The following is a 25,259-nucleotide window of genomic DNA, read 5'->3' as shown; positions in this document are numbered from 1 at the left end:
GGGAGAACACCATGAGTCTCGATATCGACATCATCAAGGCCCGCGCCAAGAACGAATACCGCCTCTCCAAGGTGCGCGGCGAAGCGATGATCAGCGTGCGCATTCCCGGCGGGATCATGCCCGCCCACCTGCTGGCGGTGGCCCAGCAGATTGCCGAACAGTACGGCAACGGCCTGATCCACCTCACCACCCGCCAGAAGCTGGCGATGCCCGGCATCAAGTATCAGGACATGGACAAGGTCAATGCCGCCCTCGAGCCCTTTATCAGGGAGATTGAGGTGGAGACCTGCGGCATCGAGGTAGAGGACACCCGCGCCGGTTACCAGAGCATCGGCGGACGCAACATCATCGCCTGTCAGGGCAACACCATCTGCCAGAAGGGCAATATCGACTGCACCGGGCTGGCCCAGCGGATGGAGAAGCACCTCTACCCCAATCCCTATCACCTCAAGATGGTGATCGCCGGCTGCCCCAACGACTGCGCCAAGGCCAACATGGCCGACTTCGGCATCCTCGGCATCGCCAAGATCCACTTCAATGCCGAGCGCTGCATCGGCTGCGGCGCCTGCGTCAAGGCGTGCAGCCACCACGCGGTGGATTGCCTCGCCATCAGGCATGGCAAGGCGGTCAAGGAGGAGAGCAAGTGCATCGGCTGTGGCGAATGCGTGCTGGCCTGCCCGACCCTCGCCTGGCAGCGGGATCCCAAGCAGCTCTACATGGTCAAGCTGGGGGGACGCACCAGCAAGAAGACTCCCCGTACCGGCAAGCTGTTTCTCAACTGGGTCACCGAAGAGGTGCTGCATGCGGTGATCAAGAACCTGTTCGAGTTCGAGGCCGAGATGCTGGATGGCAAACCCATCTACCTGCACATGGGTCACCTTATCGATCGGGCCGGTTATCACAAGTTCAAGGAGCGGGTGCTGCGCGGCGTCACCCTCAACCCGGAAGCCATGGTCGCCGACCGCATCTTCTGGGCCGAAGATCAGTACGTCGCCAACATGCATGTCAAAGCGGTGCAATAGGAAAAACCTCGTTTGGGGAAGCTGATCATAGTGGCCGACAACCGGTGGGGATCTGTCGTTGGCCCGGGCGTGGATCACGCTTCCCCCTTTTTCCTCTCACTGCGTTGCAACGCCTTCTCCTCTTTTCGTCCTGAGCAGCCCGCTGCTGCCGGACCTGCATCCGGAGCCCGTTATGGACTTTCTCCCTCTCTTTTGTCAGCTGCAACACAAGCCGGTGCTTATCGTCGGTGGTGGCGAAGTCGCGGTGCGCAAGGCGCGCCTGCTGCTCGATGCCAAAGCCCGGGTGACCATCAATGCCCCCCATCTCGACCCCCAGCTGATGAGCTGGGCCGAGCAGGGAGTGCTGACCGTCTGCGCCGCCGACTTTCACCCCGAGCTGCTCGATGGCAAATGGCTGGTGATCGCCGCCACCAACCAGCCCGAGGTCAATCAGCAGGTTTTCAACGAAGCGAATCAGCGCCAGATCTTCTGCAACGTGGTTGACTCTCCGGCCCACTGCAGCGCCATCATGCCCGCCATCATCGACCGCTCGCCGCTGATGGTGGCCATCTCCAGCGCAGGTTCGGCGCCGGTGCTGAGCCGCCAGCTGCGGGAAAAGCTCGAAGCCATGTTGCCGCAGCACCTCGGCCAGCTCGCGGTGCTGGCGGGCAAGCTGCGCGAGCGGGTCAAGGCCATACCGGACAAGCTGGCTCGCCGCCGCTTCTGGGAGCGGCTCTTTAGCCATGAGCGACTGGCATGCCAGCTGGCCCGCGGCCAACAACAGGCTGCCGAGCAAAGTGTTGCCGAGCTGCTCGATGAGCAACCGCAGAGCAAGGGAAGCGTCACCCTGGTGGGCGCCGGCCCCGGCGATGCGGGGCTGCTTACCCTGAGCGGTCTGCAACAGCTGCAACAGGCGGATGTGGTGGTCTATGACCGGCTGGTGTCGCAAGAGGTGCTGGCACTTGTGCGCCGGGATGCCGAGCGGATCTTTGTCGGCAAGGAGGCGGGTCGCCACTGCGTGCCCCAGCAGGCGATCAACCAGCTGTTGCTGGAGCAGGCTCGCCTCGGCAAACAGGTGGTCAGGCTCAAGGGGGGCGATCCCTTTATCTTTGGCCGGGGCGGCGAGGAGCTGGAGACTCTGGCCGAGGCGGGCATCCCCTTCTCGGTGGTGCCGGGCATCACGGCAGCATCGGGCTGCGCCGCTTACAGCGGCATTCCCCTCACCCACCGCGATCACGCCCAGCGGGTGCAGTTCATCACCGGCCACGACAAGGAGGGCAATATCGCGCAGGAGTGGTCGGCGCTGGGCGCCCCCCGCCAGACTCTGGTCTTCTACATGGGGCTGGCCCATGCCGGCCGCATTCAGGACGAGCTGCAGACTCACGGCCTGCCCGGCCACACCCCGGTAGCGTTGGTGGAACAGGGCACCCGCCTGCAGCAACGGGTGGTGCGCGGCGAGCTTCAGCAGCTGGCGCAGCTGGCCACTCAGGTCGAGAGCCCGAGCCTGATCATCATCGGTTCGGTCGTGACTCTGGCTGACAAACTGGACTGGTACGGCGAAGCCAATACCCTGGCCGGGGTGTAACCGCTCAGAGCGCCCCCTTCCGTAGACCAGTAAAAAAGCGACGCAGGCCATGGCCTGCGTCGCTTTTATCGGAATTGGCAAACGGATTTATTCGAAGGAGATAGGGCCAGTCGAGCCTGCGTCACTGTCCAGCCACTCGCTTTCACCGCGCACCCGCGGGTCGCCCTGCAGGGTGTAGAGGATCATCCCCTGCCGGATCTGCAGCGCCCCATCGGCACGCTTGGCCTTGACCTTGACGTCGTTGACCCACACCTGCTCCTTGCCATCCACCCGGATGACGGCCACTGTCTGGCCAGTCCCGCTGTTTTTGGCGACCCACTTGCCCTGATAGGGGGAATCCCCCTTGGCCATCGGCTGTGTGGTGGCCTTGCCTGCCGACCAGGATTGCACGGTGCAGATGCCGTTGGCACGGTTATCGTGTTTGATGCTGTAAGCAATACTCGGCTCGCTGGTAGCGGAGTCAGACGTAATATCGAGCATGATTTTGCCGCTCTGGGCAGAGTAGGCATTGGGCGCATTGGTCTTCAGCGTGGCCTTTTTGCCGTTGATATAGACGTTGCCATCCTGCGACTTGACCTTGATGTTCATCGGGCAGTCAGCGGTAAGGTTCGGTACCGTTGCCGCCGCGCTGCCAGCATAAGCAGCGATGGCCAGAGTGATAACAGTCAACAGAGCAGATTTTTTGTGCATCCTGATACGCCTTCAAGAAATGGTGGTTCAAGAAAAATGGGTTCATCCATGATGAGATGTCATCCTGATGGCAACAACTCTAGTCCAGCCGATGAGGGTGACCCAGTTAAAAAAAATAAAACCCGTGCCCACCGATTATGAAAAAATATAAATATTTAAAATCAACAGGTTAACTTCGTCACTATCTTCATCACCCCACTATCTGGCATCTCTCTTCTCAAGCGTCGCGCACAAAAAAAGCCGATAACCCGGTTATCGGCTTGCCAGTTCAACACGCGGGTTCAGCGCACGGGGGAAAGCTTGCTATCTCAAACCACCACGGCGGTGCCGCTGATGCTGACCATCAGCATACTACCGTTCTGCCCCACTACCTCGTAGTCGATATCGATGCCGACCACCGCATTGGCCCCCAGCGCAGAGGCGCGCTCCTTGAGCTCATCAAAGGCAATCTCGCGGGCACGGGCCAGCTCTTTTTCGTAGGCGCCGGAGCGGCCGCCGATAATGTCGCGGATCCCGGCAAAGAGATCCTTGAAAATATTGGCGCCAAGGATGGCTTCGCCCACCACGATGCCGCGGTATTCACGAATGCTCTTGCCTTCCAGAGTGGGGGTTGTCGAGAGGATCATCTTGAACTCCTATGGGTGACAGAGGGCTCAGACTAACCCAACTCCCCGCAAATCCCAACCGGGTGGTGGCCTTTGCGACGCGGCGCTTAAAAATGGCGACGACCAGATAAAACAACACCGCGACGGGCGCGGTGTTGTGATGCGAGTGCAATGACCATCAGGGATTGTAAGCGACGACCGAGCCGCTCAGCCCCGTCATCTGGGAGATCTGTCCCTGGATCCCCTGCAGCTTGGCCTTGGAGACATCCGGCCCGATAAAGACCCGGTTGATCTGCCCCTGCACCGGTGAGCGCGGCGAGGTGTGGGCCGAGTAACCGGCTGCACGCAGCTTGCTCACCAGAGCGTTGACACTGTCGACGTTCTTGAACGCGCCGAGCTGGAGGATCCAGCTGCCCTGCGCCGGTGCCGCAGCGGGTGCAGGCGTGGTCGGCTGGCTCATCTTGCTCTCGATAAGGTCATCGAGGGACTTGATCTGGCCTGCCTGCTGTTTGGCTGGCGCAGGAGTCGGAGCCTTGGCTACCTCGACCGGCTTGGTCGGAACCGGTTTTGGTGCCGGCTTGGGTTGTTCAACCGGCGCCTTGGCGACCACTTCCGGCTTGGGTTGCGGTTTGGCAGGCGCAGCTTGTTGCACCGGCTGCTGGGCAACCTGCGCACCGGCCTGCTGGGCTACACTCCCCTGATTGCCAAGGGTCATGGGGTCGGCGACCTCTTCCACCTGCCACTGCTGGGCGGCCGAGGCTTGCTGCTGGCTGGCCAGATGCTCGGCCGGCAGCGTGCTTGCCGCCGATACCTGCAGTGCGGGCTTGGCCGGCTCAAGATCGGGACGCAGCGGAATTTTGGCAAACGCCTCCTCCTTTTGCGCCAGCTTGTGACCATCCAGCAGGTCCGGCAGGAAAATAACGACCAGGGCCACCAAAATAACGGTGCCCACCAGACGGTTTTGAAACTTCGAGGCCAAGTTGACTCCTACTTCCTTTACTTGATCCAATTCATGGCATGCCCCCGACAAAGAGGGGCTGGCTAGCTGGCGAACCCCGCCAGCACATCGGCGACAGTGTAAAACGAACCAAACACAATGACCATATCGTCAGGACTCGATACGGCCAAGGCAGCCTGATAGGCAGCCTCGACGCTGTCAAAGGTCGTCGCCGGCCCCTGTCCGGAGCCAAGCGCCTGTGCCAACTGGGCCGCACTTGCCGCCCGCGGGCCGGTCAGGCTGGCCAGATACCACTCGCCAATCAGGCCATCGAGTTCGGCAAGCGACCCCGCCATATCCTTGTCCTTGAGCATGCCAACCACGGCGCGGCGTACACCCGCACAGGGCATCTTGCGCAGCTGGGCGGCCAGATAGGCGGCTGAATGGGGGTTATGAGCCACATCGACGATAACCAGCGGCGCACTTTGCAGCTGCTGCATCCGGCCAGCCAGCCGGGCATTGGCCAGCCCGTCGCGGATGGCAGACTCCGGCAACGGCAAGCCGAGGGATTCCAGCGCCGCCAGCACGGTGACCGCATTCATCAGCGGCAGGGCCGGTTTGGGCAGGTCGCACCACTGGTGAAGACCGTGGTAATCCCAGCTGCTCTCGTGCTCATCGCCACGAAAATCGATACCGACCTGACGCAGGTTGGCGCCGATACGCGCCGCCTCGCTCGCGATGGTCAGAGGGGGATTGGGCTCGCCGCTGATGGCGGGTTTGCCGGCGCGATACACCCCGGCTTTCTCCACCGCTACCGCCTCGCGGGTATCCCCCAGCCAGTCGCAGTGATCGAGCGCGATTGAGGTGATCATGGCGACATCGGACTCCACCACATTGGTGGCATCGAGCCGACCACCCAAGCCCACTTCCAGCAGCAGCAGATCGGGCGCGGCGCGGCAGAAGAGCCACAAACCGGCCAGGGTCGCAAACTCGAAGAAGGTGAGCGCTATCTCGCCGCGCGCCGCTTCCACTTCGGCAAAGGCGGCGCAGTGATCGCTATCTGCCAGCTCCTGACCGTTGACCCGCACCCGCTCGGTAAAGCGCAGCAGATGGGGCGAAGAGTAGACGCCAACCTGGTAGCCGGCGGCCATCAGAATGCTGGCCGCCATGGCGCAGCTGGAGCCCTTGCCGTTGGTACCCGCCACCGTGATCACCTTGAACGGCAATCGGGTGAGCCCCATGCGACGGGCAACCGTGCCGACCCGCTCCAGCCCCATATCGATAGAGACCGGATGGATCTGCTCCAAATAAGAAAGCCAGTCGACAAGCGACCGGCTTTGGGATTGATGCATGTTTGAACTCATCTTCACTCTGCGATGACGTGAGTATTCATCAGTTTGGCGAGCAGGCTGGCCAGACGGTTACGCATTTCGCGGCGGTCGATGATGAGATCGATGGCGCCCTTCTCCAGCAGGAATTCGGAGCGCTGGAACCCTTCCGGCAGCTTCTCGCGAACGGTCTGCTCGATAACGCGCGGGCCGGCAAAACCGATCAGCGCCTTGGGCTCGCCCACGTTGATGTCGCCCAGCATGGCCAGACTGGCGGAGACGCCACCCATGGTGGGGTCGGTCAGCACGGAGATATAGGGCAGACCGGCTTTGGACAGACGATCCAGTGCGGCACTGGTCTTGGCCATCTGCATCAGGGAGAACAGCGCCTCCTGCATGCGGGCACCACCGGAGGCGGAGAAGCAGACCAGACCACGACCTTCCTTGATGCTCTCCTCAACGGCGCGCACGAAGCGGGCACCGACCACGGAGGACATGGAGCCACCAATAAAGGAGAACTCGAACGAACAGGCGACAACCGGTACCCCTTTGAGGGTCCCTTTCATCACCACCAGCGCATCTTTCTCCCCCGTCTCTTTCTGAGCGGCAGACAAACGATCCTTGTAGCGCTTGGAATCCTTGAATTTCAAGACATCATGAGGCTCCAGCTCGGCACCGACTTCGGTGCGGCCCTGCTCGTCGAGAAAACTCTCGAGACGGGCGCGAGCGCTGATGCGCATATGATGATCACACTTGGGGCACACTTCGAGATTGCGCTCCAACTCTGCCCGGTAGAGCACCTGTTCACAAGCACTGCACTTGGTCCACACCCCTTCCGGAATGTTGTGACGACGAGGGGCAGTGATCTTGCTCTTGGGAAGAATCTTCTCAAGCCAGCTCATGGAATTCCTTAATGCTTTTGTGCCTGACAAAACGCATCGAGCCTTGTCTGTTCAATGACTTAATAGCTCGATGGCAACAAATGACGGGTCATTAAACCACAATTTTTCGGGCGCAGTTACTAAAAACTGGTCGTACCCGGTGCCGAGTCCGGCAGCCACAACGGGCCAAGCGGTACCCGGGGCAGAGCCAGTTCAGCCGGGTAATCCACATCGACCAGATAGAGGCCACCCGCTTTGGCAGTTGGCCCGGCCAGATTGCGATCACGGGCGGCCAGCACCTCGGCTACCCACTCCACCGGTTTGAGCCCCTGCCCCACCAGCAGCAGCGAGCCGGTGATGTTGCGCACCATGTGGTGCAAAAAGGCGTTGGCCCGGATATCGAGCACGATATAGGGCCCCTGACGGCTGACGCAGAGGTGCGTCACATTGCGCCACGGCGTCTTGGACTGGCAACCGACGGCCCGGAACGAGCTGAAATCCTGCTCACCCAGCAGGCACTGCCCGGCCTGATGCATCAGCTCGGCATCAATCGCCTCGTGATAATGGCTGACGCCGCTGCCGAGAATGGCTGGCCGGTAGTTGTGGTTGTAGATGACATAGCGGTAGCGACGGGCGGTAGCGCTGAAACGGGCGTGGAACTCCTCGTCCACCTCCTTGACCCAACGCACGGCGATGTCGGGCGGCAGGTTGGAGTTGAGACCCAGAGTCCAGGCCCCTTCGGCACGCTTGGCATCGGTATCGAAGTGGATCACCTGACCGGTGGCATGGACACCGGCATCGGTGCGTCCTGCGCACTGGATGGAGACCGGATGATTGGCGATCCGGCTGAGGGCCTTTTCCAGCTCCTCCTGCACACTGATCACTTCTCGCTGACGCTGCCAGCCGAAGTACCGGCTGCCGTCATATTCAATACCTAGGGCAATTCGCATGGATAAGGGTGTCTTTTGGTAAAGCAGTGAAAGAAACGGGGCGGATTATACGCATCTCGCGGCAAAAATCCCAAAATCCGCGCAAGCTCCAGCCACGACAACAAGTAAAAAGGGCAGCCGCTGGCTGCCCTTGTCGTTCAAGTTCATCGGGATGATGGGATTATCCCAGTCGCTTGAGCAGTTTTTCCGCTTCGGCGCGCTGATGGTCACTCCCCTGCTCTGCCGCCTCTTGCAGCAGCTCGCGGGCGCTGTCCTTGTCGTCGATTTCAAGGTAGGCACGTGCCAGATCCAGCTTGGCACCAACGCCGCCATCATCGGCATCCACATCAAATCCGGTAGACTCCGGCAGCACTTCGGGGAAACCGTCCAGCCCCACATCCAGCGAGAAGCCCTGATAGGGTTCCGGCTCCGATGTGGTGGCATCCGCTTCGGCCAGCAGCTTGTCGATCTCGACGTAGCCGCTCTCCTGCGCCTGCTCGCGGGGTTGCAGATCGGCAGGGTGCGACTCGACCTCGGTAAAGGCATCTTCGAAATCGGAGAGCGCCATTTCGTTCGGATCCCACTCCAGATCTGCTTCAGCCTCTTTCCTGGCCTTGACCGGTTCTGGCTCCAGACCCAGCTCGGCCAGCATCTCGTCGGCACTGGCGTCCCCATCCAGACTCAGGTCGATGGCATGCTCATCCTCAATCTCGACAGCCGGCTCCTCAAAGGCACCTTCGAAATCGCTGAGATCGAAACTGGCGAGATCATCGTCGGCAGGTTCGGCATGAGCCGGCGCACTCAATTCCGGTTCGATGTCGGCAGAAAGATCAGCGTCCAGCTCGGCGAAGAGCGCAGCCTGCAGCTCCTCTTCACTCATGATCTCGTTGGCGCCTTTGGGCTTGGGATTGAACTCGCTGGCCAGATCCATGGCTGGCTCATTGGCAAGCGCAATCGGCTCGTCATGGGCAAGATCAAGATCCGGCACCAGATCGGGGTCACGGCTGGTAGCAGCAGGCATCCGCTCGGGTTCGAAGCCCTGCAGATCCATCTCGCCCTCGTCGCTGAACACCAGTTCAACATCGGGTTTCGGCGCCGGCTCAACCGGCATGAAGCCATCCGGGGTGTTGAGGTCAGGCAGCGGACGCTCCGGCTCGTTGTCGGTGATATCGACGCTGAGCAGATCATCAAACTCGCTGTGATCCTGATCCATCATCATTGCTGTGGATTCAGAGAGGCTCTTCTCCTGCTCTTCCAGCTCACGACGGGCCCGGGCGCGCAGCCAGAGGGTCACCAGCGCCAGCACCAGCAACACCGGCAGCAAAATGATCATCGCCAGATTGAGCGGTGAGGAGAGCAAGTCCATCAGCCAGTTCTGCTTGTGCTCGGGTTCTGCCACCACAGGTGGCACCGGCTTGGCCTTGAGCTCGGCAATCTCTTTCTCCAGCGCTGTCTGATCCTGCAGCTGAGCCTTGAGGGTCTCCACCTCTTCGGTCAGGGATTGCAGGCGCAGCTTGAGCCTGTGGTTCATCTCGGTCACCTGGGCGAGCTGGGCATTGGCATCTTCCAGCGCCAGGGTCATCTCGGTAGCAGGTTTGCCAACCGGTTTGTCCAGATCGGAGGGCAGCGGAGCAGGCGCGGTACCGCTTGCCGCACTCGGGGCCGGGGCAACGGCCTCTTTCGCCGGAGCCTCGTTGACCTTGGCTACTTCCTTGGCGTCAGCCACCTTGGTCTCGACAGCCGGTTTCGATTCGGTCACAGGTGCAGGAATGGGTGCCGCCTTGACGGCAGGCAACGGCGCTGGCGCCGCCTTCGCAGGCTCTGCCTTGGCCACTTCAGGCTTGGCTGGCGCGGCTTTTGCTGCGACCGGTTTAGCCGTATGAGCCTGTTTGTTGGCCAGATATTTGGGGCTCAGCCCTTTCCAGCTGGCATTGTCGCTGCGGAACTTGGCGCGGGCCTCGGCATCTGTGATGACACTCGCCTCGGCGGCAGTGGGCAGCAGAATGCGCGAGCCCACCAGAATATGGTTGATGTTGCCATCGGCAAAACTGCGGGGGTTTTTCTCGTAGATCGCGACCATGGTCTGGTAGACGCTGACGCGGCTGGAGGGACGATACTTGCTTGCCAGACTCCAGAGGGTATCAGTAGGACGAATCGGGCCATAACTGGCGGGATTGGCGGTTGCCACCTGACGGACGATGGGCTGGGCGGTTGCCCGAACCGGCTGCGCGACGGGCTGGGCCAGCGGCTGGCTGTTGACAGCGGGTGGTGCGGGCTCGTCAGGGCCTTTCAGTTCGACAAAAAACGGCTCCCGTGAGGAATCTGCAGCCTGAACGGTGCCCAGCAGACCCAATGCGAGTAGCGTTGCCAATGTTATGCGGGAATGTCCCATATTCGTTCCTTCGTATGACGGCCCTATCACATTGAAAAATCTGGATAGTTACCCCAAAACAGTCGGTTCAATATAAATCAGGCTCGCCTTGCAAGCCAGCAGTCCGACACATTTAGCACCCAACTTGCCTCTGAGTGTAGAAAAAAACTTAATCAGTTGATATCGCAAAAGAATCTTGCAACACCGCAGTGCGGGGCCGGTCACACACCACACTATTTGCTCAGAGGGAGCGCCGCCGTCCTGCTGCGCACCCTCTTGCCCATACGGCCTTACAGGTAGTCGCGAACCAGCAGTTCGGCAATCTGGACGCTGTTGGTGGCAGCGCCCTTACGAACGTTATCGGCCACGATCCACATATTTACACCATTGGGGTGAGAAATATCCTGACGGATGCGGCCAACCAGCACTTCATCCTTGCCGGTTGCATCGCGTACCGGGGTCGGATAGTCCCCTTCCTCTTCAAACAGGGTCACGCCCGGCGCTGCGCGCAGCAGCTCTTTCACCTGCTCGGCGTCGAGCGGCTGGTGCAGCTCGACATGCACCGCTTCAGAGTGACCGTAGAAGACCGGTACCCGCACGCAAGTCGGGTTCACGGCAATGCTGGCATCGCCCAGGATCTTCTGGGTCTCCCACACCATCTTCATCTCTTCCCGGGTGTAGCCGTTGTCGGTGAAGCTGTCGATCTGCGGGATCAGGTTGAACGCGATCTGCTGGGGATAGAGAGTCGGCTCGACCGGGCGACCATTGAGCAGCTGGGCGGTCTGGCCTGCCAGTTCACTCACCCCCTCCTTGCCGGAGCCGGAGACGGACTGATAGGTGGCGACGTTGATACGGGCGATGCCCACCTCGTCATGCAGCGGCTTCAGGGCCACCAGCATCTGGATGGTGGAGCAGTTGGGATTGGCGATGATGTTGCGATTGCGAAAATCGGCCAGCGCATCCGGGTTGACTTCCGGGATCACCAGCGGGATATCTTCGTCGTAGCGGAAGCAGGAGGTGTTGTCGATGACGATGCAACCATGCTCGGCAGCAATCGGCGCCCACTTGGCAGAGACCTCGGCACCGGCAGAGAAGAGGGCAATCTGCACCTCGCTCCAGTCAAACTCCTCAACATCGAGGATCTCGAGATTCTTGCCATCAAAGCGCACGGTTTCACCGGCGCTGCGGCTGGAAGCCAGCGGATAGAGCGTAGCGACCGGAAACTCGCGCTCTTCCAGGATCTCGATCATGGCCTGGCCCACGGCGCCACTTGCGCCCAATACCGCGACATTAAACTGCTGGCTCATTCTGTTCTCCTCTAATAAAACGGCTATGGCGCCTGCTGGCGCCATGGTCGGCGGGGCTCCGATATGCGGGGCATCCTCGCCTGATATGGCCAATCCGACGCAGAGCAAGCCTGCCTCGGATTGGTAAAAACGGGGTCATAAGTAGTGCGGACGTAGCGGCCCACCCACCTTATAAGTGTGAAATATCAAATCCGGCAGCGCCCAGCATATGGCAGGCAAACTCACCCTGGATCTGCAGGGAGGAGAGCTCGCGGCGCTCAGGGTAGCGTTTGCGCTGCTCATCGAAGCTGCCCGGAATACCAAGCCGAGCGCGAAAACGGGCATCGTCGCGGCGCACATCGTAGATAAGGTGAACCAGCTGCTTGATCAATGCCTGATCCGGCGCCCGTCCGGGCACCACCGCCTGCACATCGGCAACCGGCAGCAGCGTACGCAGATCCTGACGGGGCTCGCGCCCGAGCTGGTGGCAGAGCGCCTCATAGAGCATCCAGGTACCGCGCGCCTTCCCCTCCAGGCTGTAGCCGGCAATGTGGGGGGTGGCAATCTCGGTATGGGGCACCAGCTGCGCAAGCGGCTCAGGCTCGTTCTCCCAGACATCCATCACCAAACGCAATGGCTTGTCGCTCAACTGACGTGCCAGCAGGGCCCGGTTATCCCACACCTCGCCACGGGATGCGTTGATAAGGATCTGCCCGGCGGGGCGCACAGCAATCTGCTCGGCATCCAGCAGATGGTAGGTCGCATCCGGCCCGTCTCGGGTAATGGGCACATGGAAGCTGACGATATCGGCACCAAGGGCGGTCTGATAGTCGACAAAATCCGCATCAGGGGCATTGCGCGCCTTGGGGGGATCACAGCGCAGCACCCGCATACCGAGCGCTTCGGCCTTGCCGGCCACGCACTCGCCGGTGTTGCCAGCCCCAATCACCGCCAGCGTCATGGTTGCGAGATCAAGCTCGTAGCGCTCGGCCAGCACCAGCAGAGCGGAAAGCACATAGTCCCCCACCGAATATTTGTTGCAGCCGGGGGCGCTATAAAAAGGGATATTGCGGCTAGCCAGCAAAGCCTTGTCGATGTGATCGGTGCCGATGGTTGCGGTACCGACAAAAGCCAGTTTGGGGCTGGTCGCCAGCAGGTCGGCGTTCACCCTAGTCACCGAACGCACCAGCAGCACATCGGCGTCCTGCAGATCGTTGGCCTGCATCTGCCGCCCGGGCAGGGCAACCACTTCTCCAAACTCGGCAAACAGCTCCACGGCGTGGGGCATATTCTCATCTACGACTATTTTCATCAGGCTCTCTTTGCAGGCAACCGCCATGGACGCGCCATTCTAGCCCAAAGCCCGCCAATATTTCAGCCTGACATGCACTTGGTTACCGCAGACCAGGGGTAATTGATGAACGAACAGCCAAATGTGTAAGCAGAGGTAAACAGAAGGGCAGGTCTGCTTTGCCGTCAAACCATGCAGTGGCACAATGGCGCTCTTTTTCCAGACCCTTGCCGATAGAGATCATGCCGCCCCATAGCCCTTCCCTCTCCCGCAGTCAGGTGCTCGCGTTTACCACCCTCTTGATCCTGCCCCTGCTGCTGCTTGCCATCCTCCCTTGGCAACCCTTTCTGACCGGCTCGCTGCAATCGGGCTGGCTCTGGTGGCCTTATGCCCTCACCCGCATGGTCGATATTCCCGGAATTGGGATCAGCGCCGCGCTGCTGTTGCTGCTGACCAGGCAGAAACTGCAGCTCGATCGCTCATCCCTGCTTGCTCTGGCTGGCGCGCTGCTGGTGCTGCTCGCCGGAGACTGGCTCATCAAAAGCATCATCAAGCATCTGACCGAGGAGCCCAGACCTTATCTGCTCTGGCTGGAGAGCCAATCCCTGATCCCCGCCATCAAGAGCTTCTACGCAACCAGTACCGACGTGCGCAGCGAACAGGTACACGCCGCCAGCCAGCTGCTGGCGCTGCCCCAGTGGCTTGGCAATCACTGGCAAAAGGAGGTGAACTACGCCTTCCCCTCCGGCCACAGCATCGCCGCCATGAGCCTTGCCCAGTTCTTTGGCCTCATCTGGCTGGCCCGCGCACCGGCAGGGGTCTGGCTGCTGCCGCTCTGGGCCCTCGGCATAGGGCTGTCACGCATGGTGCTCGGAATGCACTGGCCAACCGATGTGCTGGCCAGCGCCATTCTCGGCAGCATCACGGCGCTGCTGGCCGCTCGCTGGTGGCTGCACAGATATTGAGCCATCGCTTGTCCCGCAAGGCTCCATCTTGCGGGATGGGGACAAGCCTACGCTTTTTTGCCATAATGCCGCCTCATTTTATGCTGACCGAGATCCCATGACCGACGCAGTTCATACCCTCAAGGGCCGTTTTCGTGGTTTTTACCCCGTCGTCATCGATGTTGAAACAGCCGGCTTCAACGCCAAAACCGATGCCCTGCTCGAAATCGCGGCTTATACCCTGAAAATGGATGAGCAAGGATGGCTCCTGCCCGATCAGATTTTCCATTTTCATGTGGAGCCTTTCGAAGGTGCCAATCTGGAGCGTGCCGCTCTGGAATTCACCGGTATCGATCCCTTCAACCCGCTGCGCGGAGCTGTCTCTGAAAAAGAGGCGCTGACCGAGATCTTCAAGGGGATCCGCAAGGGGATGAAGGAGAGCGACTGCAGCCGCGCCATTATCGTGGCCCACAACGCCACCTTCGATCACGGCTTCGTGATGGCGGCAGCCGAGCGGGCTGGCCTCAAGCGCAATCCGTTCCATCCGTTCGCCACCTTCGATACCGCCGCCCTCTCCGGGCTGGCGCTCGGCCAGACCGTGCTGGCCAAGGCGTGCCAGAGCGCCCGCATTCCGTTTGACAACAAAGAGGCTCACTCTGCTCTCTATGATACCGAGCGGACCACCGACCTCTTCTGCCATATCGTCAACCGCTGGAAGAGCATGGGCGGCTGGCCGCCAGTCGGGCCGGATAGCGACCCAGCCTCCGGAGATGAGGAGCTGGAATAAGTTGCAAAGGCTGCCGCAGGCAGCCTTTCTTTATGTGCTTTGACTCTCTTTTGCCTTTATTGCCCCTCCACCGCCCGCTTTATCCCCCTGGCAATTCCCGCACGATTGCAAGATGGGGGTCATGATGCATGAAGGGCAAATACCATCCCCGATCAACTTTGTTTCAGATGACCTTGGTCAGATGCCCATTTTGACCGATTTTTTTCTCGACATTTGTCACATTTTTCGCAAACTAACTCCCCTTCACATGACAGACAGCAATAACAAACATAAGGAAATCAAATGAATCCAGTTGTTATCGCAGTCGGGCTGATGCTGGTGCTCAGTCTGCTGCGGATCAATGTGGTGGTCTCACTTGCGCTGGGCGCCATTGCTGGCGGCCTGGTAGGCGGGCTCTCCCTCACCGACACCCTGACTACCTTCAGCGGCGGTCTGGGTGGCGGCGCCGAGATTGCCCTCTCCTACGCCATGCTGGGGGCCTTTGCCGTCGCCATCTCCCGCTCCGGGATCACCGACCTGCTTGCCAGCAAGGTGATCAGCCAGCTGGGCAAGGATGCCAGCAGCAGCCGCATTTTGTGGGTCAAGACCCTGCTGCTCTCATCCGTTCTGGCTGTGTCCATCTCCTCGCAAAACATCATCCCGGTGCATATCGCCTTTATTCCGATCCTTATCCCGCCACTCCTCCATGTGATGGCTCAGATGCAGATCGACCGTCGTCAGGTGGCCTGTGTCATCACCTTCGGCCTGACCGCCACCTATATGGTGCTGCCGGTCGGCTTTGGCGGCATCTTCCTGAACAATATTCTGGCCAAGAACCTTATCGATAACGGGGTGCCGATCACCTCCAGCCAGATCCCGCTGGCCATGGCCATCCCGGGCTGTGGCATGGTGCTGGGTCTGCTGATTGCGGTCTTCTTCAGCTACCGCAAACCCCGCCAGTATGACCTGGCCAAGATCCTGGAAGCCGAGCCGGAAACCGTCGAGCTCAATCTCAACCATATCTGGGTGGCTCTGCTGGCTATTGGCGTCGCACTTGGTCTCCAGCTGATGACCAACAGCATTGTGCTGGGGGCATTGGCCGGTTTCGTCATCTTCACCTGCGGTGGCGTCATCAAGTTTCGCGAGAGTCAGGATGCCTTCACCCAGGGAGTACGCATGATGTCGCTGATCGGCTTCATCATGATCTCCGCCGCCGGCTTTGCTGCCGTCATGAAGGCGACTCACGGCGTCGAGAGCCTGGTTCAGGTCGTTTCCAGCTCTATCGGTCAGCACAAAGGCATTGCCGCCTTCCTGATGCTGCTGGTGGGCCTGCTCATCACCATGGGAATTGGCTCCTCCTTCTCTACCGTGCCCATTATCGCCACCATCTATGTGCCGCTCTGCCTGCAACTGGGTTTCTCTCCCATGGCGATCATCGCGCTGGTCGGTACCGCCGGTGCGCTGGGGGACGCAGGCTCGCCAGCTTCGGACTCCACCCTCGGCCCCACATCGGGCCTCAACGCCGATGGCCAGCACGACCATATCTGGGACAGCGTGGTGCCCACCTTTATCCACTACAACATCCCGCTGGTTATCTTCGGCTGGATTGCCGCCATGGTGCTCTGACCTGAAAATGGCACTGTCTAGATAGCAAAGGCGGCCTGTTGGCCGCCTTTTTGTTGCTGATGACAAGTTGTTTGCTGCTCTACCCGAGCGCCACTTCCTGCATGATGGCGCGATTGACAAAGTAGCGGTGGCAGAATTGGAGAAAGTCCTGCAAGGTCAACGGCCTTGAGTAGAAGTAACCCTGGATCTCGTCTACCCCTATGCTCAGCACCGCCTTGAGTTCGTCGTTGTTTTCCACCCCTTCGGCCACGACGCGCACCCCCAGCTGATGAGAGAGCGAGGTGATTGCCTCAACAAAGAGCGCCTGCCGGGTATCGTTATCGATGGCGGTAATAAAGGAGCGGTCAATCTTCAGCTTGTCGAAATAGAGCTCACGCAGATATGAGAATGAGGACCAGCCGGTTCCAAAATCATCGAGCGCCACCCGCACCCCGATGTGGCGCAATGAAGCGATGATCTGCTTGCTCAGCTCGATATCATCCAGCGCTATGGTCTCGGTCAGTTCCACGATCAACTGCTGTAACCCGAGCGGGCCGACACTCATCCTCTCCTCGACATTGGCAGCCAGCCCCATATTGAACATAGAGCTGGAGAGGTTGACCGAGATCTCCAGCAACTCCACCAGATCGCTCGGGAAGATGGAAAGATCACGCTGCAAACGGTGGAAAATCCAGAGCCCCAGAGCCTCTCCCAGACCGTTTTCCTCTGCCAGCGCGATGATATCGAGCGGCGGAATAAAGCCATATTCAGGGTGATTCCAGCGGATCAGCACCTCGGCTCCAAGCCGGACAGCACTCTGGCCACGCACTATCGGCTGATAGTAGAGGCAGAGCTGCTGGCACTCGGGACTCTGGATCAATTCACGCAACTCGGTCGAGAGGCGGCGGTTGCGCAGGTAGTGTTGATGCATGGCTCGGGAGAAGACCACTGAACGATGAAGCCGCTGGCGCTTGGCACTATCGAGGGCGATATCGGCAAACAGCAGCATCTCTTCCGGAGTATGTACCGGACGAGCGTATTGGCTCACCCCCATAAAGACCCTGACCCGGTGCGCCGGATCTGCCGCAAAGGCCAGATCGGCCAACTCGGCGCGCAACTGCTCCAGAAAGGGGAAACGCAGATAGGTCGGCATGGCGCCGGAGATAATGATGGCAAACTCGTCACTGCCGGTGCGGGCCACAAAAATACCGGGCGCCGCCACGCTATGAATCCGTTCGGCCAGCTGTTTAAGCAGCCCATCCCCTATCTCATATCCCAGACTGTCGTTCACTTCACGAAAGTGGCCCAGATCCACCAGGCAGACAGTGATACTGCTGCCGCCGCCACGATAGGCAGCCCGCAACTTCAGGTGCTTGATAAGCGCCGCCCGATTGGGGAGACGGGTCAGGGGATCGTTCCAAGCAAGAAACTGCTGGTGACGCACTTCGCGAAACAGCATCACCAGCATCACCATAGTTGCCGACATCAGAAAGGCGAGAATGGCAAAATTCTGAGTACGCGACTCATTGAGCAGTTCGCGCTGAGCAATGGCAGAGGGGCCGGTAAAGTTCTTCACCATGACATCACGAATAGCCGCCAGATCGCGATCAAGCTCTATCGAGAAACGAGCTAACCGGGTCGAATCGCGCGTTCCGCTCACCACATCCTGTTCGTACTCTTCAAACAGCGACATCAGCTGCCCTGCTGCTTGGGCAGCACCAAAGCGAGACCTGACCGGCTTTGCCTCTTCCCCATGCAGGAAAACATCAAGTCGGTTCCAGGCGATATCAAACCGCTTGTTCATCTCCTCCTGACTCACCGAGCCAGCGCGATAAAGCTGGAGTGATTCGCCAAAACCGTGAACTTCCAACTCCAACTGTGCCAACGCCCAGGCTGACAACTGGGTATAGCGAGTCACTGCATTGAATGCGCGGTCATAGTTCCAGACCGACCAGATGGCGACCCCCAAAAAGGCAGTCACCATCAGGATCAGGCTGACAAACTTGCCGCGCAGCATGTTACTTGCTCTCTAGCCCAATCAGCTGCCACACCATGCGGCTGTGATAGAGCTCCTTGTTCAGGTCGGGGTAATCGGAGAGCGGGTAGATAATCCAGAGAGGTCCTTTGTTGCGCAGGGTCAGCGGCTTGCCATCCTGCTTCTCGGCAACCAGCACAGGATACTTGTCACCATCCTCGACAGGCACGGCAGCCCAGTAATCATTGACGGCCATTGCCTTCACTTCGCTGCTCTTTAGGCCGTATTTCTTCACCAGCTCCCGCAGCAGCACCCCGCGGTAAGTGTGACTGCCTTCGGTCCAGGGCGTTTTGGTGGTCACTTCGCTTTGCGGCAGTGCCTCAAACTCGGCCCGGGTCAGACTAATCTGCCCCTTGCCATTGCAACACCCATCACCCTTAATCGTCAGAAACGCATCGTCTGCCAGCACCACGCTTGATACGAGACACCCGGACAACAACAGCACTCTGCCAAACCATCCAGTCATGATGAACCTCCATGTCATTGTGTTCAGTTTATTAATCGTACTCTCTTCTGCCATATGCAAACGAAAGAGAGGGGATACCGACTAAAGTCGCAGCCACACAACACAAGCAGAGGCACACCTTATTGACTACGACCTCAATGTCCTGAGACAGGATGACACCACTCCCCTATCACTCACAACCGTTTAACAAAAAAATAATGCCCTTTTGGCTCTCGTTTCTATCACCGAAGTGAGTTGTGCACCCTCGATTCGCTATGGCGAAGCACCATCAGGAAAAACATAAAAAAGGCCGCTCAATGAGCGGCCTTCTGGCATTACCAATCAGGGATTAGCTATCGCGGCGCTTGCCACCGAACTTGCGACCCTTGTCGAAACCGCCTTCACGGCGATCCTTGTTGAAGGGACGGTCACCCTGCGGACGGCGATCCTTGTTGAAAGGACGGTCGCCACGGAACGGACGATCACCGCGCGGCGGACGACTGCTGGTGTTGCCACCGGCCGGCACTTCGGTGTAGCGAGTGATCTGCAGCGGACGCTGGCAAACACGGGCTTTCTTGATCACTTCCAGCACATCGGCGCTCATGCCCTTGGGCAGGTCGACGGTGGAGAAGTCGTCAGCGATGTCGATGTTGCCGATGAAGCGGCTCTCGATGTTCGCTTCGTTGGCGATGGCGCCCACGATCTGGCCCGGCTTGACGCCGTGATGGGCACCCACGTCTACGCGGTAGCGCTCCATCTCAACGTCCGGGTTGTCTTTGAGCGGACGCGGCTCCAGGGACGGCATACGACGGGCCGGACGATCGCCACGGTCACCGAAGTCACGACCGCCACGGTCATTGAAGTCACGGCGCTCGAAGCCACCGCGATCGTTGCTGTTGTTGAACAGCGGATCCGGGATAGAGTCATCCAGCAGCAGCGGTTGGTCGCCCTGTACCAGCTTGGCCAGTGCGGCAGCCAGCTCCAGCGGATCGGCAGAATCTTCTTCGATCAGCTCGTTTACCAGGTTGTGGTAGATCTCGAGCTCTTCGCCCATCATGGTTTCGCGGATGCGCTCCTTGAACTTGGCCAGACGGTGCTGGTTGATGTCCTCGGTGCTCGGCATCTTCATCGGCTCGATGGCCTGACGGGTTGCGTGCTCGATGGCGCGCAGCATGCGGCGCTCGCGCGGAGCCACGAACAGGATGGCCTCGCCCTTGCGACCGGCACGACCGGTACGGCCGATACGGTGAACGTAAGATTCGGTGTCGTACGGAATGTCGTAGTTCACTACGTGAGTGATGCGCTCAACGTCCAGACCACGGGCGACAACGTCGGTGGCGATCAGGATGTCCAGCTGGCCCTGACGCAGCTTGTCAACGGTACGCTCACGCAGCTTCTGCGGGATGTCGCCGTGCAGTGCTTCACAGGCGTGGCCACGAGCGGCCAGCTTGCCAGCCAGCTCTTCAGCGGCGTTTTTGGTACGCACGAACACCAGCAGAGCTTCGTAGGGCTCGACTTCCAGCAGACGGGTCATGGCGTCCAGCTTGTGCAGACCGGTCACCTGCCAGTAACGCTGGCGGATGGTGGTGGCGGTAGCAGTCTTGGAGGCGATCTTGATCTCTTTGGGCTGCTTCAGGTGCTTCTGGGCCACGCGACGGATCTGCTCCGGCATGGTGGCGGAGAAGAGCGCAACCTGACGACCGGCCGGGCACTGATCCATGATCCAGTCCACGTCGTCGATGAAGCCCATACGCAGCATTTCGTCCGCTTCGTCCAGCACCAGAGCTTTCAGACCGGAGAGATCCAGGTTCTTGCGACGGATCAGGTCCATCACACGGCCCGGAGTACCGACGACAACCTGAGCACCGCGACGCAGAGCGCGGGTCTGGGTTTCGTAGGAGGCGCCACCGTAGATGGGTAGCACGTGGAAATCAGGCATGTGGTGGGCATAGCGTTGGCACGCTTCAGCCACCTGCAGAGCCAGTTCGCGAGTCGGCGCCAGCACCAGGATCTGGGTGTTGCGGTTACCAGCTTCCAGACGAGACAACAGAGGCAAGGCAAAAGCAGCGGTCTTCCCTGTACCGGTTTGCGCCTGCCCCAGCAGATCGTGGCCCGCCATCAGGTGGGGAATTGCTGCGGCCTGGATGGGGGACGGGCGCTCATAGCCCACGTCCTGCAGCGCTTTCAATACAGGCGCGGCCAGTCCAAGCTCACTAAAAAGGGGCAGTTGTTCGGTATCAGACATAGATTCTTCCAGATTAAGGCAGGCGGCTAACACCGCGGAATAGCAAAAAGGCGGCGATTATAGCGCCACTTTGTTCTGCTGTCTTGAAAAATGTGATAAGCCTCTCAAGACGTTGGCAATTATAGAGGGATCTTGCGAGTTAAGCTTGCTTATTTTTCACTCATGATGCGTTATTGCAGATCGTTCCTCTCCGGAGTCCTTGCCCCGCTTGTGCTTGAGCACCGCCATGGTCAACCGGCTGGTGCACAATAAACGACCACGCTCATCGCGAATTTCTATCTGCCACACCTGAGTCGTCGCCCCCAGATGCAGTGGCGAGCAGCGCCCCGTTACCACCCCTTCCCGCTTGGCTCGCAGATGGTTGGCGTTCACCTCCAGACCCACACAATAACTGTCAGGTCCGACCGCCATGTTGGCCGCGAGCGATCCCAGCGTCTCCGCCAGTACCACAGAGGCGCCACCGTGCAGCATGCCAAGGGGCTGGTGAGTACGGTGATCCACCGGCATGGTGGCCTCCAGCCAGTCGGGGCCAAAGGCGGTATAGATGATGTCGAGGTGAGCCATCAGGGTATTGCGAGAGCTGGCGTTGAGCCCTTCAAGGCTCATGGGCCTGCGCCAGATGGGGGATGATTCCTGACTCATGAAAAGAGAACTCCTTCAATTGCATGGGGAAAATGGAGCATCACTGCATTGCACAACCAGCCTGCCCCGGCCAGCAGCCGGGGCAGGAAAAACCTGAAACCGACCACCTTACCAGGGATAGGTGACACCGGGCCACTCGGCCCAGGGCATCTCCCGACCCGGCAAGCGGGGCTCTGACCACTGCCACACGTTGGCGAGCCAGTCGCGCAGCAGCCCTTCCAACTCTTCATCACTGATAGGGGCCTCAGTTACCTTCCAGAAAAAGAGCTCCGCCTCCACTTCTGGCAGTACCGAGGGGTAGAGATAAACCCCGCCCCAGAATTGCGGCTCCCGATCCGGACTCCAGAGGCCATAGGCAAAGGAGCGCTTGGCCAGAAACTCCGACTGCTGCCACTCCAGATCTCCTTCGTGCTGACTCAGGCTGAAATTGGCGGAGGGCCAGAGATCGTTTGGCCGAAACAGCTGATGGAGTTGCTCGCGCTCGCGCAGGATGGCGACAAACTCCACCACCGCCTGAGCGGGGGTGGCGGGCAATAACAAGAAACGCGGGTGCCGATAGGCTTTCGGCACCCGAAACCGCTTGGGAAATCGCAGCATCAGAGCAGCTCCAGCAAGGCTTGCAGCGGATGTTTGATCTTCTCTCCCTCCATCCGTTTGACCTGACTGCGGCAGGAATAACCGGTAGCCAGACAGCGATCCTGTGGCAAACGGGCCAGCGGTTCGGCCCAGCTCAACCCATAAATGCCCTTGGAGTTCTCCACCTGTTTGACATCGTGGCCATAGGTGCCCGCCATGCCGCAGCAACCGACCGAGACCGGTTGCAGTTTGGCGCCAAAGCGGCCAAACAGGGTGCCCCAGTCGCCGTGAGTCGAGGGCTTGGCAGTCTTCTCGGTGCAGTGGGCAAAGAGATACCAGGGCTCTGCAGTCTGATCTTCACGTTTCGGCAGCACGTCGGCCGGAAGCGAGAGCAGCCACTCCTGCGGCAACATCACCTGAAAATCACCGCGCGCCGGCCCCAACGCCTTGACGTACTCGTCGCGATAGCAGAGCACCATGGCCGGATCTACCCCCACCATGGGAATGCCGAGCGTCGCAATCTTGTTGAGGAACTGGGCGCTGCTCGCCGCGGTGCGGGCAAAGGCACGCAGGAACCCCTTGATATGCTGGGGCTTGCCGTTGGGCTTGAAGGGCAGCAGGTAGGGCTGGAACCCGAGCTTGCTGGCGAGTTTCACCAGATCCCGCACCACAGGGGCATCGTAATAGCTGGTGAAGGGATCCTGCACGATCAGCACCACCTTCTGACGCAGCTCGGGAGTCATGGCCTCCAGACTCGGCAGATCGAAGTAACGGGCGCGGTTATCGCGCAGCTCCTCGGCTAGGGTCGGCACGCTCAAGAGCGGCACATCGACCATGCCGATGCCCTTTTCAGCCGCCTTCTGGGCCCACTCTTTTTCGAGGAAGAAGTTGACCAGCTTCGGCGCTTTGGCGAGCAGCGGCGCATAGCTTTCAACGGTGCCGACGAAATAATCCTTGGGCGCGCGCAGGTAGCGACCGTGGTAGAGCTGCATAAAGCGGGCGCGAAAATCGGGCACATCCACCTTGATCGGGCACTGGCTGGTGCACGCCTTGCAGGCAAGGCAGCCAGCCATCGCCTCCATCACCTCGTGGGAGAAGTCATACTCGCCGCGCTGTTTGGCCCAGCTGTTGCGCACCTTGTCCACCAGCTGTTTGAAGCGCACGCCGCCGGAGTGAAGTGCCACCTCTTCCGCCAACGGGTCGAACCCCTGCTCCGCCAACTGACGCAGCCACTCGCGCATCAGGCCAGCCCGCCCCTTGGGAGAGTGGCGGCGGTCACGGCTGATCTTGACCGAGGGACACATGGGGGAGTCAGTTTCGAAGGTGAAGCAGAGACCGTTGCCGTTGCAATCGAGGGCCCGGGTATAACTCTCGCGCACCGCCACCGGGATCTGGCGGTCAAACTTGCCGCGCTTGGGCCCATCCACCGATACCAGCTCGGCATCGCTGCCATAGGGGATACAGATCTTGCCCGGGTTGATACGGTTGGCCGGGTCGAAGGCCCCTTTGACCCGCTGAAGCTCCTCCCACAGCTCGCCAAAGAAGGCGGGGCTGTATTCGGAGCGAAAACCCTTGCCGTGCTCGCCCCACATCAGGCCGCCATATTTGGCGGTCAGCGCCACCACCTGATCGGAGATGCGCCGCAGCAGCACCTCCTGTTCGGGGTCGCACAAATCGAGCGCCGGGCGCACATGCAGCACACCGGCATCGACGTGACCAAACATGCCGTAGTCAAGGCCGTGGGCGTCCAGCAGGGCGCGAAATTCCATGATGAAATCGGCCAGCGACTCTGGCGGCACGGCGGTATCTTCGGTGAAGGCCACCGGCTTCTTGCGCCCTTCGGCGTTGCCGAGCAGCCCCACCGACTTCTTGCGCATGGCGTAGATGGTCTCGATGCTCGGCAGGTGGTCACACACCTGATAGCCGATGATCCCGGCTTCGCCATGAGCCAGCAGCGCGTCGATACGGCGGCAGAGCTCTACCACCTTGGCCTGGTGTTCTGCCTCGTCGGTATCGGCAAACTCGACAATATTGAGCCCCTGCAGATCCTTGCCGGGCACATCCTGAATAAGCTCTTTCACCGAATGCCAGATGATGTCGGCGCGGGCCAGCCCCAGCACCCGGGAGTCCACGGTTTCCACCGACAGCGCCTCGGCCTGCACCATAAAGGGGGCGTTGCGCAGGGCGGAGGGGAAGCTGTCGTACTTGACGTTGACCAGGGTGCGGTAGCGCGGGATGGGGGTGATGTTGAGTCTGGCTTCGGTGATAAAGCCGAGGGACCCTTCAGATCCGCACAGCACCCGACTCACATCCAGCGTATCGGTATCGGGTTGATAGAGGTGCTTGAGATCGTAGCCGGTCAGAAAGCGGTTGAGCTTGGGGAAGGTCGCCTCGATGTCGGTGCGGCGCTCCTTGCCGATGCGATAGAGGGTGCGATAGATCTCCCCTTCCCGACTCTCCAGCGCCAGCTTGTCGGCAAGTCGCTCACCGGTCAGCGGCTCGGTGGCCATCAGGTCACCATTCTCCAGCACGGCTTTGAGGCCGAGCACGTGATCCGAGGTTTTGCCGTAAACCAGCGAGCCCTGCCCCGAGGCGTCGGTGTTGATCATGCCACCCAGGGTAGCGCGGTTGGAGGTGGAAAGATCCGGCGAGAAGAAGTAGCCGTGGGGTTTCAAATAGGCGTTGAGTTGGTCTTTCACCACCCCGGCCTGGGCACGCACCCACCCCTCTTCCAGATTAATTTCCATGATCTGGTTCATATGACGGGAGAGATCGACGATAATGCCGCCGCCCAATGACTGACCGTTGGTGCCGGTACCGCCACCGCGAGGGAAAAAACTCAGAGTGTGGTACGCCGGCTCCGCCGCCAGCTTGAGCATCACTGCTATGTCGTCCGCACTGCGCGGATAGAGAACCGCCTGAGGTACTACCTGATAGACGCTGTTGTCCGTCGCCATCGCCAACCGGCTTGCATAAGACTTTTCGATATCACCACGAAAGGCGCTGCGCCCTAGCAACTCTAGGAACGACAGGGTTGTGGGTGACAAACTGTCCTGGTAATCGAGTCTCGGGATCATGAATCCTTGTTCCCTTATTT

Annotated in this window: 20 protein-coding genes; 5 read left to right on the top strand and 15 right to left on the bottom strand. The window is 60.0% G+C overall.

Features of this window, described 5'->3' with window-relative positions:
* The first annotated feature begins 11 nt into the window (after positions 1–11).
* Positions 12–1,022 (top strand): sulfite reductase subunit C, encoded by a 1,011-nt coding sequence (gene asrC / locus AAHA39_RS01235; protein WP_320656458.1) that lies wholly within the window; start codon positions 12–14, stop codon positions 1,020–1,022.
* Between the two features lie 172 nt (positions 1,023–1,194).
* On the top strand, positions 1,195–2,586 hold the full coding sequence (cysG, locus tag AAHA39_RS01230; RefSeq protein ID WP_320656459.1) for a siroheme synthase CysG: 1,392 nt from the start codon (positions 1,195–1,197) through the stop codon (positions 2,584–2,586).
* Between the two features lie 87 nt (positions 2,587–2,673).
* Here cysG and AAHA39_RS01225 read toward each other — a convergent pair whose 3' ends face one another.
* The 9 genes from AAHA39_RS01225 to AAHA39_RS01185 form a co-directional block, all read right to left on the bottom strand.
* A complete protein-coding gene (locus tag AAHA39_RS01225; protein WP_320656460.1) occupies positions 2,674–3,276 on the bottom strand; it encodes a hypothetical protein in 603 nt (200 codons plus the stop codon).
* Positions 3,277–3,584: 308 nt separating this feature from the next.
* On the bottom strand, positions 3,585–3,902 hold the full coding sequence (locus AAHA39_RS01220; RefSeq protein ID WP_041209401.1) for a heavy metal-binding domain-containing protein: 318 nt from the start codon (positions 3,900–3,902) through the stop codon (positions 3,585–3,587).
* A gap of 157 nt (positions 3,903–4,059) precedes the next feature.
* Complete coding sequence (dedD, locus tag AAHA39_RS01215; RefSeq protein WP_320656461.1) at positions 4,060–4,860, bottom strand: cell division protein DedD; 801 nt, start codon at positions 4,858–4,860, stop codon at positions 4,060–4,062.
* A 62-nt stretch (positions 4,861–4,922) separates the two neighbouring features.
* Positions 4,923–6,182, bottom strand: coding sequence for a bifunctional tetrahydrofolate synthase/dihydrofolate synthase (gene folC / locus AAHA39_RS01210; protein ID WP_320656462.1), 1,260 nt, complete (start codon positions 6,180–6,182; stop codon positions 4,923–4,925).
* Between the two features lie 2 nt (positions 6,183–6,184).
* Positions 6,185–7,048, bottom strand: coding sequence for an acetyl-CoA carboxylase, carboxyltransferase subunit beta (gene accD, locus AAHA39_RS01205; protein WP_041209398.1), 864 nt, complete (start codon positions 7,046–7,048; stop codon positions 6,185–6,187).
* Between the two features lie 119 nt (positions 7,049–7,167).
* Complete coding sequence (gene truA, locus AAHA39_RS01200; RefSeq protein WP_033115966.1) at positions 7,168–7,977, bottom strand: tRNA pseudouridine(38-40) synthase TruA; 810 nt, start codon at positions 7,975–7,977, stop codon at positions 7,168–7,170.
* 160 nt (positions 7,978–8,137) lie between these two features.
* A complete protein-coding gene (locus AAHA39_RS01195) occupies positions 8,138–10,348 on the bottom strand; it encodes a FimV/HubP family polar landmark protein (protein WP_320656463.1) in 2,211 nt (736 codons plus the stop codon).
* Between the two features lie 269 nt (positions 10,349–10,617).
* Positions 10,618–11,634: an aspartate-semialdehyde dehydrogenase gene (locus AAHA39_RS01190; RefSeq protein WP_320656464.1), complete on the bottom strand. Its 1,017-nt coding sequence runs from the start codon at positions 11,632–11,634 to the stop codon at positions 10,618–10,620.
* Between the two features lie 169 nt (positions 11,635–11,803).
* Positions 11,804–12,925, bottom strand: a complete 1,122-nt coding sequence (locus tag AAHA39_RS01185; protein ID WP_320656465.1) for a 4-phosphoerythronate dehydrogenase — start codon at positions 12,923–12,925, stop codon at positions 11,804–11,806.
* A 221-nt stretch (positions 12,926–13,146) separates the two neighbouring features.
* Between AAHA39_RS01185 and AAHA39_RS01180 the strand changes: the two genes are divergently transcribed.
* From AAHA39_RS01180 to AAHA39_RS01170, 3 genes are all read left to right on the top strand, one after another.
* The gene (locus AAHA39_RS01180) at positions 13,147–13,869 is read left to right on the top strand and encodes a phosphatase PAP2 family protein (RefSeq protein WP_320656466.1); all 723 of its coding nucleotides are present in this window, start codon (positions 13,147–13,149) and stop codon (positions 13,867–13,869) included.
* A gap of 97 nt (positions 13,870–13,966) precedes the next feature.
* Complete coding sequence (rnt, locus tag AAHA39_RS01175; protein ID WP_320656467.1) at positions 13,967–14,635, top strand: ribonuclease T; 669 nt, start codon at positions 13,967–13,969, stop codon at positions 14,633–14,635.
* A 282-nt stretch (positions 14,636–14,917) separates the two neighbouring features.
* Positions 14,918–16,240 carry a Na+/H+ antiporter family protein gene (locus AAHA39_RS01170; RefSeq protein ID WP_042029940.1) on the top strand — a complete coding sequence of 441 codons (1,323 nt, stop codon included), beginning with the start codon at positions 14,918–14,920 and terminating at the stop codon, positions 16,238–16,240.
* 79 nt (positions 16,241–16,319) lie between these two features.
* Here AAHA39_RS01170 and AAHA39_RS01165 read toward each other — a convergent pair whose 3' ends face one another.
* The 6 genes from AAHA39_RS01165 to ydiJ form a co-directional block, all read right to left on the bottom strand.
* Positions 16,320–18,236, bottom strand: coding sequence for a putative bifunctional diguanylate cyclase/phosphodiesterase (locus tag AAHA39_RS01165; protein ID WP_320656468.1), 1,917 nt, complete (start codon positions 18,234–18,236; stop codon positions 16,320–16,322).
* 1 nt (position 18,237) lies between these two features.
* Positions 18,238–18,720 (bottom strand): molybdopterin-dependent oxidoreductase, encoded by a 483-nt coding sequence (locus tag AAHA39_RS01160; RefSeq protein ID WP_043849801.1) that lies wholly within the window; start codon positions 18,718–18,720, stop codon positions 18,238–18,240.
* Between the two features lie 328 nt (positions 18,721–19,048).
* Positions 19,049–20,944 (bottom strand): DEAD/DEAH box helicase, encoded by a 1,896-nt coding sequence (locus tag AAHA39_RS01155; protein ID WP_041209390.1) that lies wholly within the window; start codon positions 20,942–20,944, stop codon positions 19,049–19,051.
* Between the two features lie 156 nt (positions 20,945–21,100).
* A complete protein-coding gene (locus AAHA39_RS01150) occupies positions 21,101–21,586 on the bottom strand; it encodes a hotdog fold thioesterase (RefSeq protein WP_041209389.1) in 486 nt (161 codons plus the stop codon).
* Positions 21,587–21,694: 108 nt separating this feature from the next.
* Positions 21,695–22,183: a hypothetical protein gene (locus AAHA39_RS01145; RefSeq protein ID WP_042029946.1), complete on the bottom strand. Its 489-nt coding sequence runs from the start codon at positions 22,181–22,183 to the stop codon at positions 21,695–21,697.
* Complete coding sequence (gene ydiJ, locus AAHA39_RS01140; protein ID WP_320656469.1) at positions 22,183–25,239, bottom strand: D-2-hydroxyglutarate dehydrogenase YdiJ; 3,057 nt, start codon at positions 25,237–25,239, stop codon at positions 22,183–22,185. The genes AAHA39_RS01145 and ydiJ overlap by 1 nt, the downstream gene beginning before the upstream one ends.
* Between the last annotated feature and the right edge of the window lie 20 nt (positions 25,240–25,259).

The sequence above is a fragment of the Aeromonas sp. SE22 genome, assembly GCF_038739755.1.
Lineage (GTDB): Bacteria > Pseudomonadota > Gammaproteobacteria > Enterobacterales > Aeromonadaceae > Aeromonas > Aeromonas jandaei.
The sequence above is the reverse complement of the archived record's forward strand: the minus strand, read 5'-3'. Positions and strand labels throughout refer to the sequence as shown.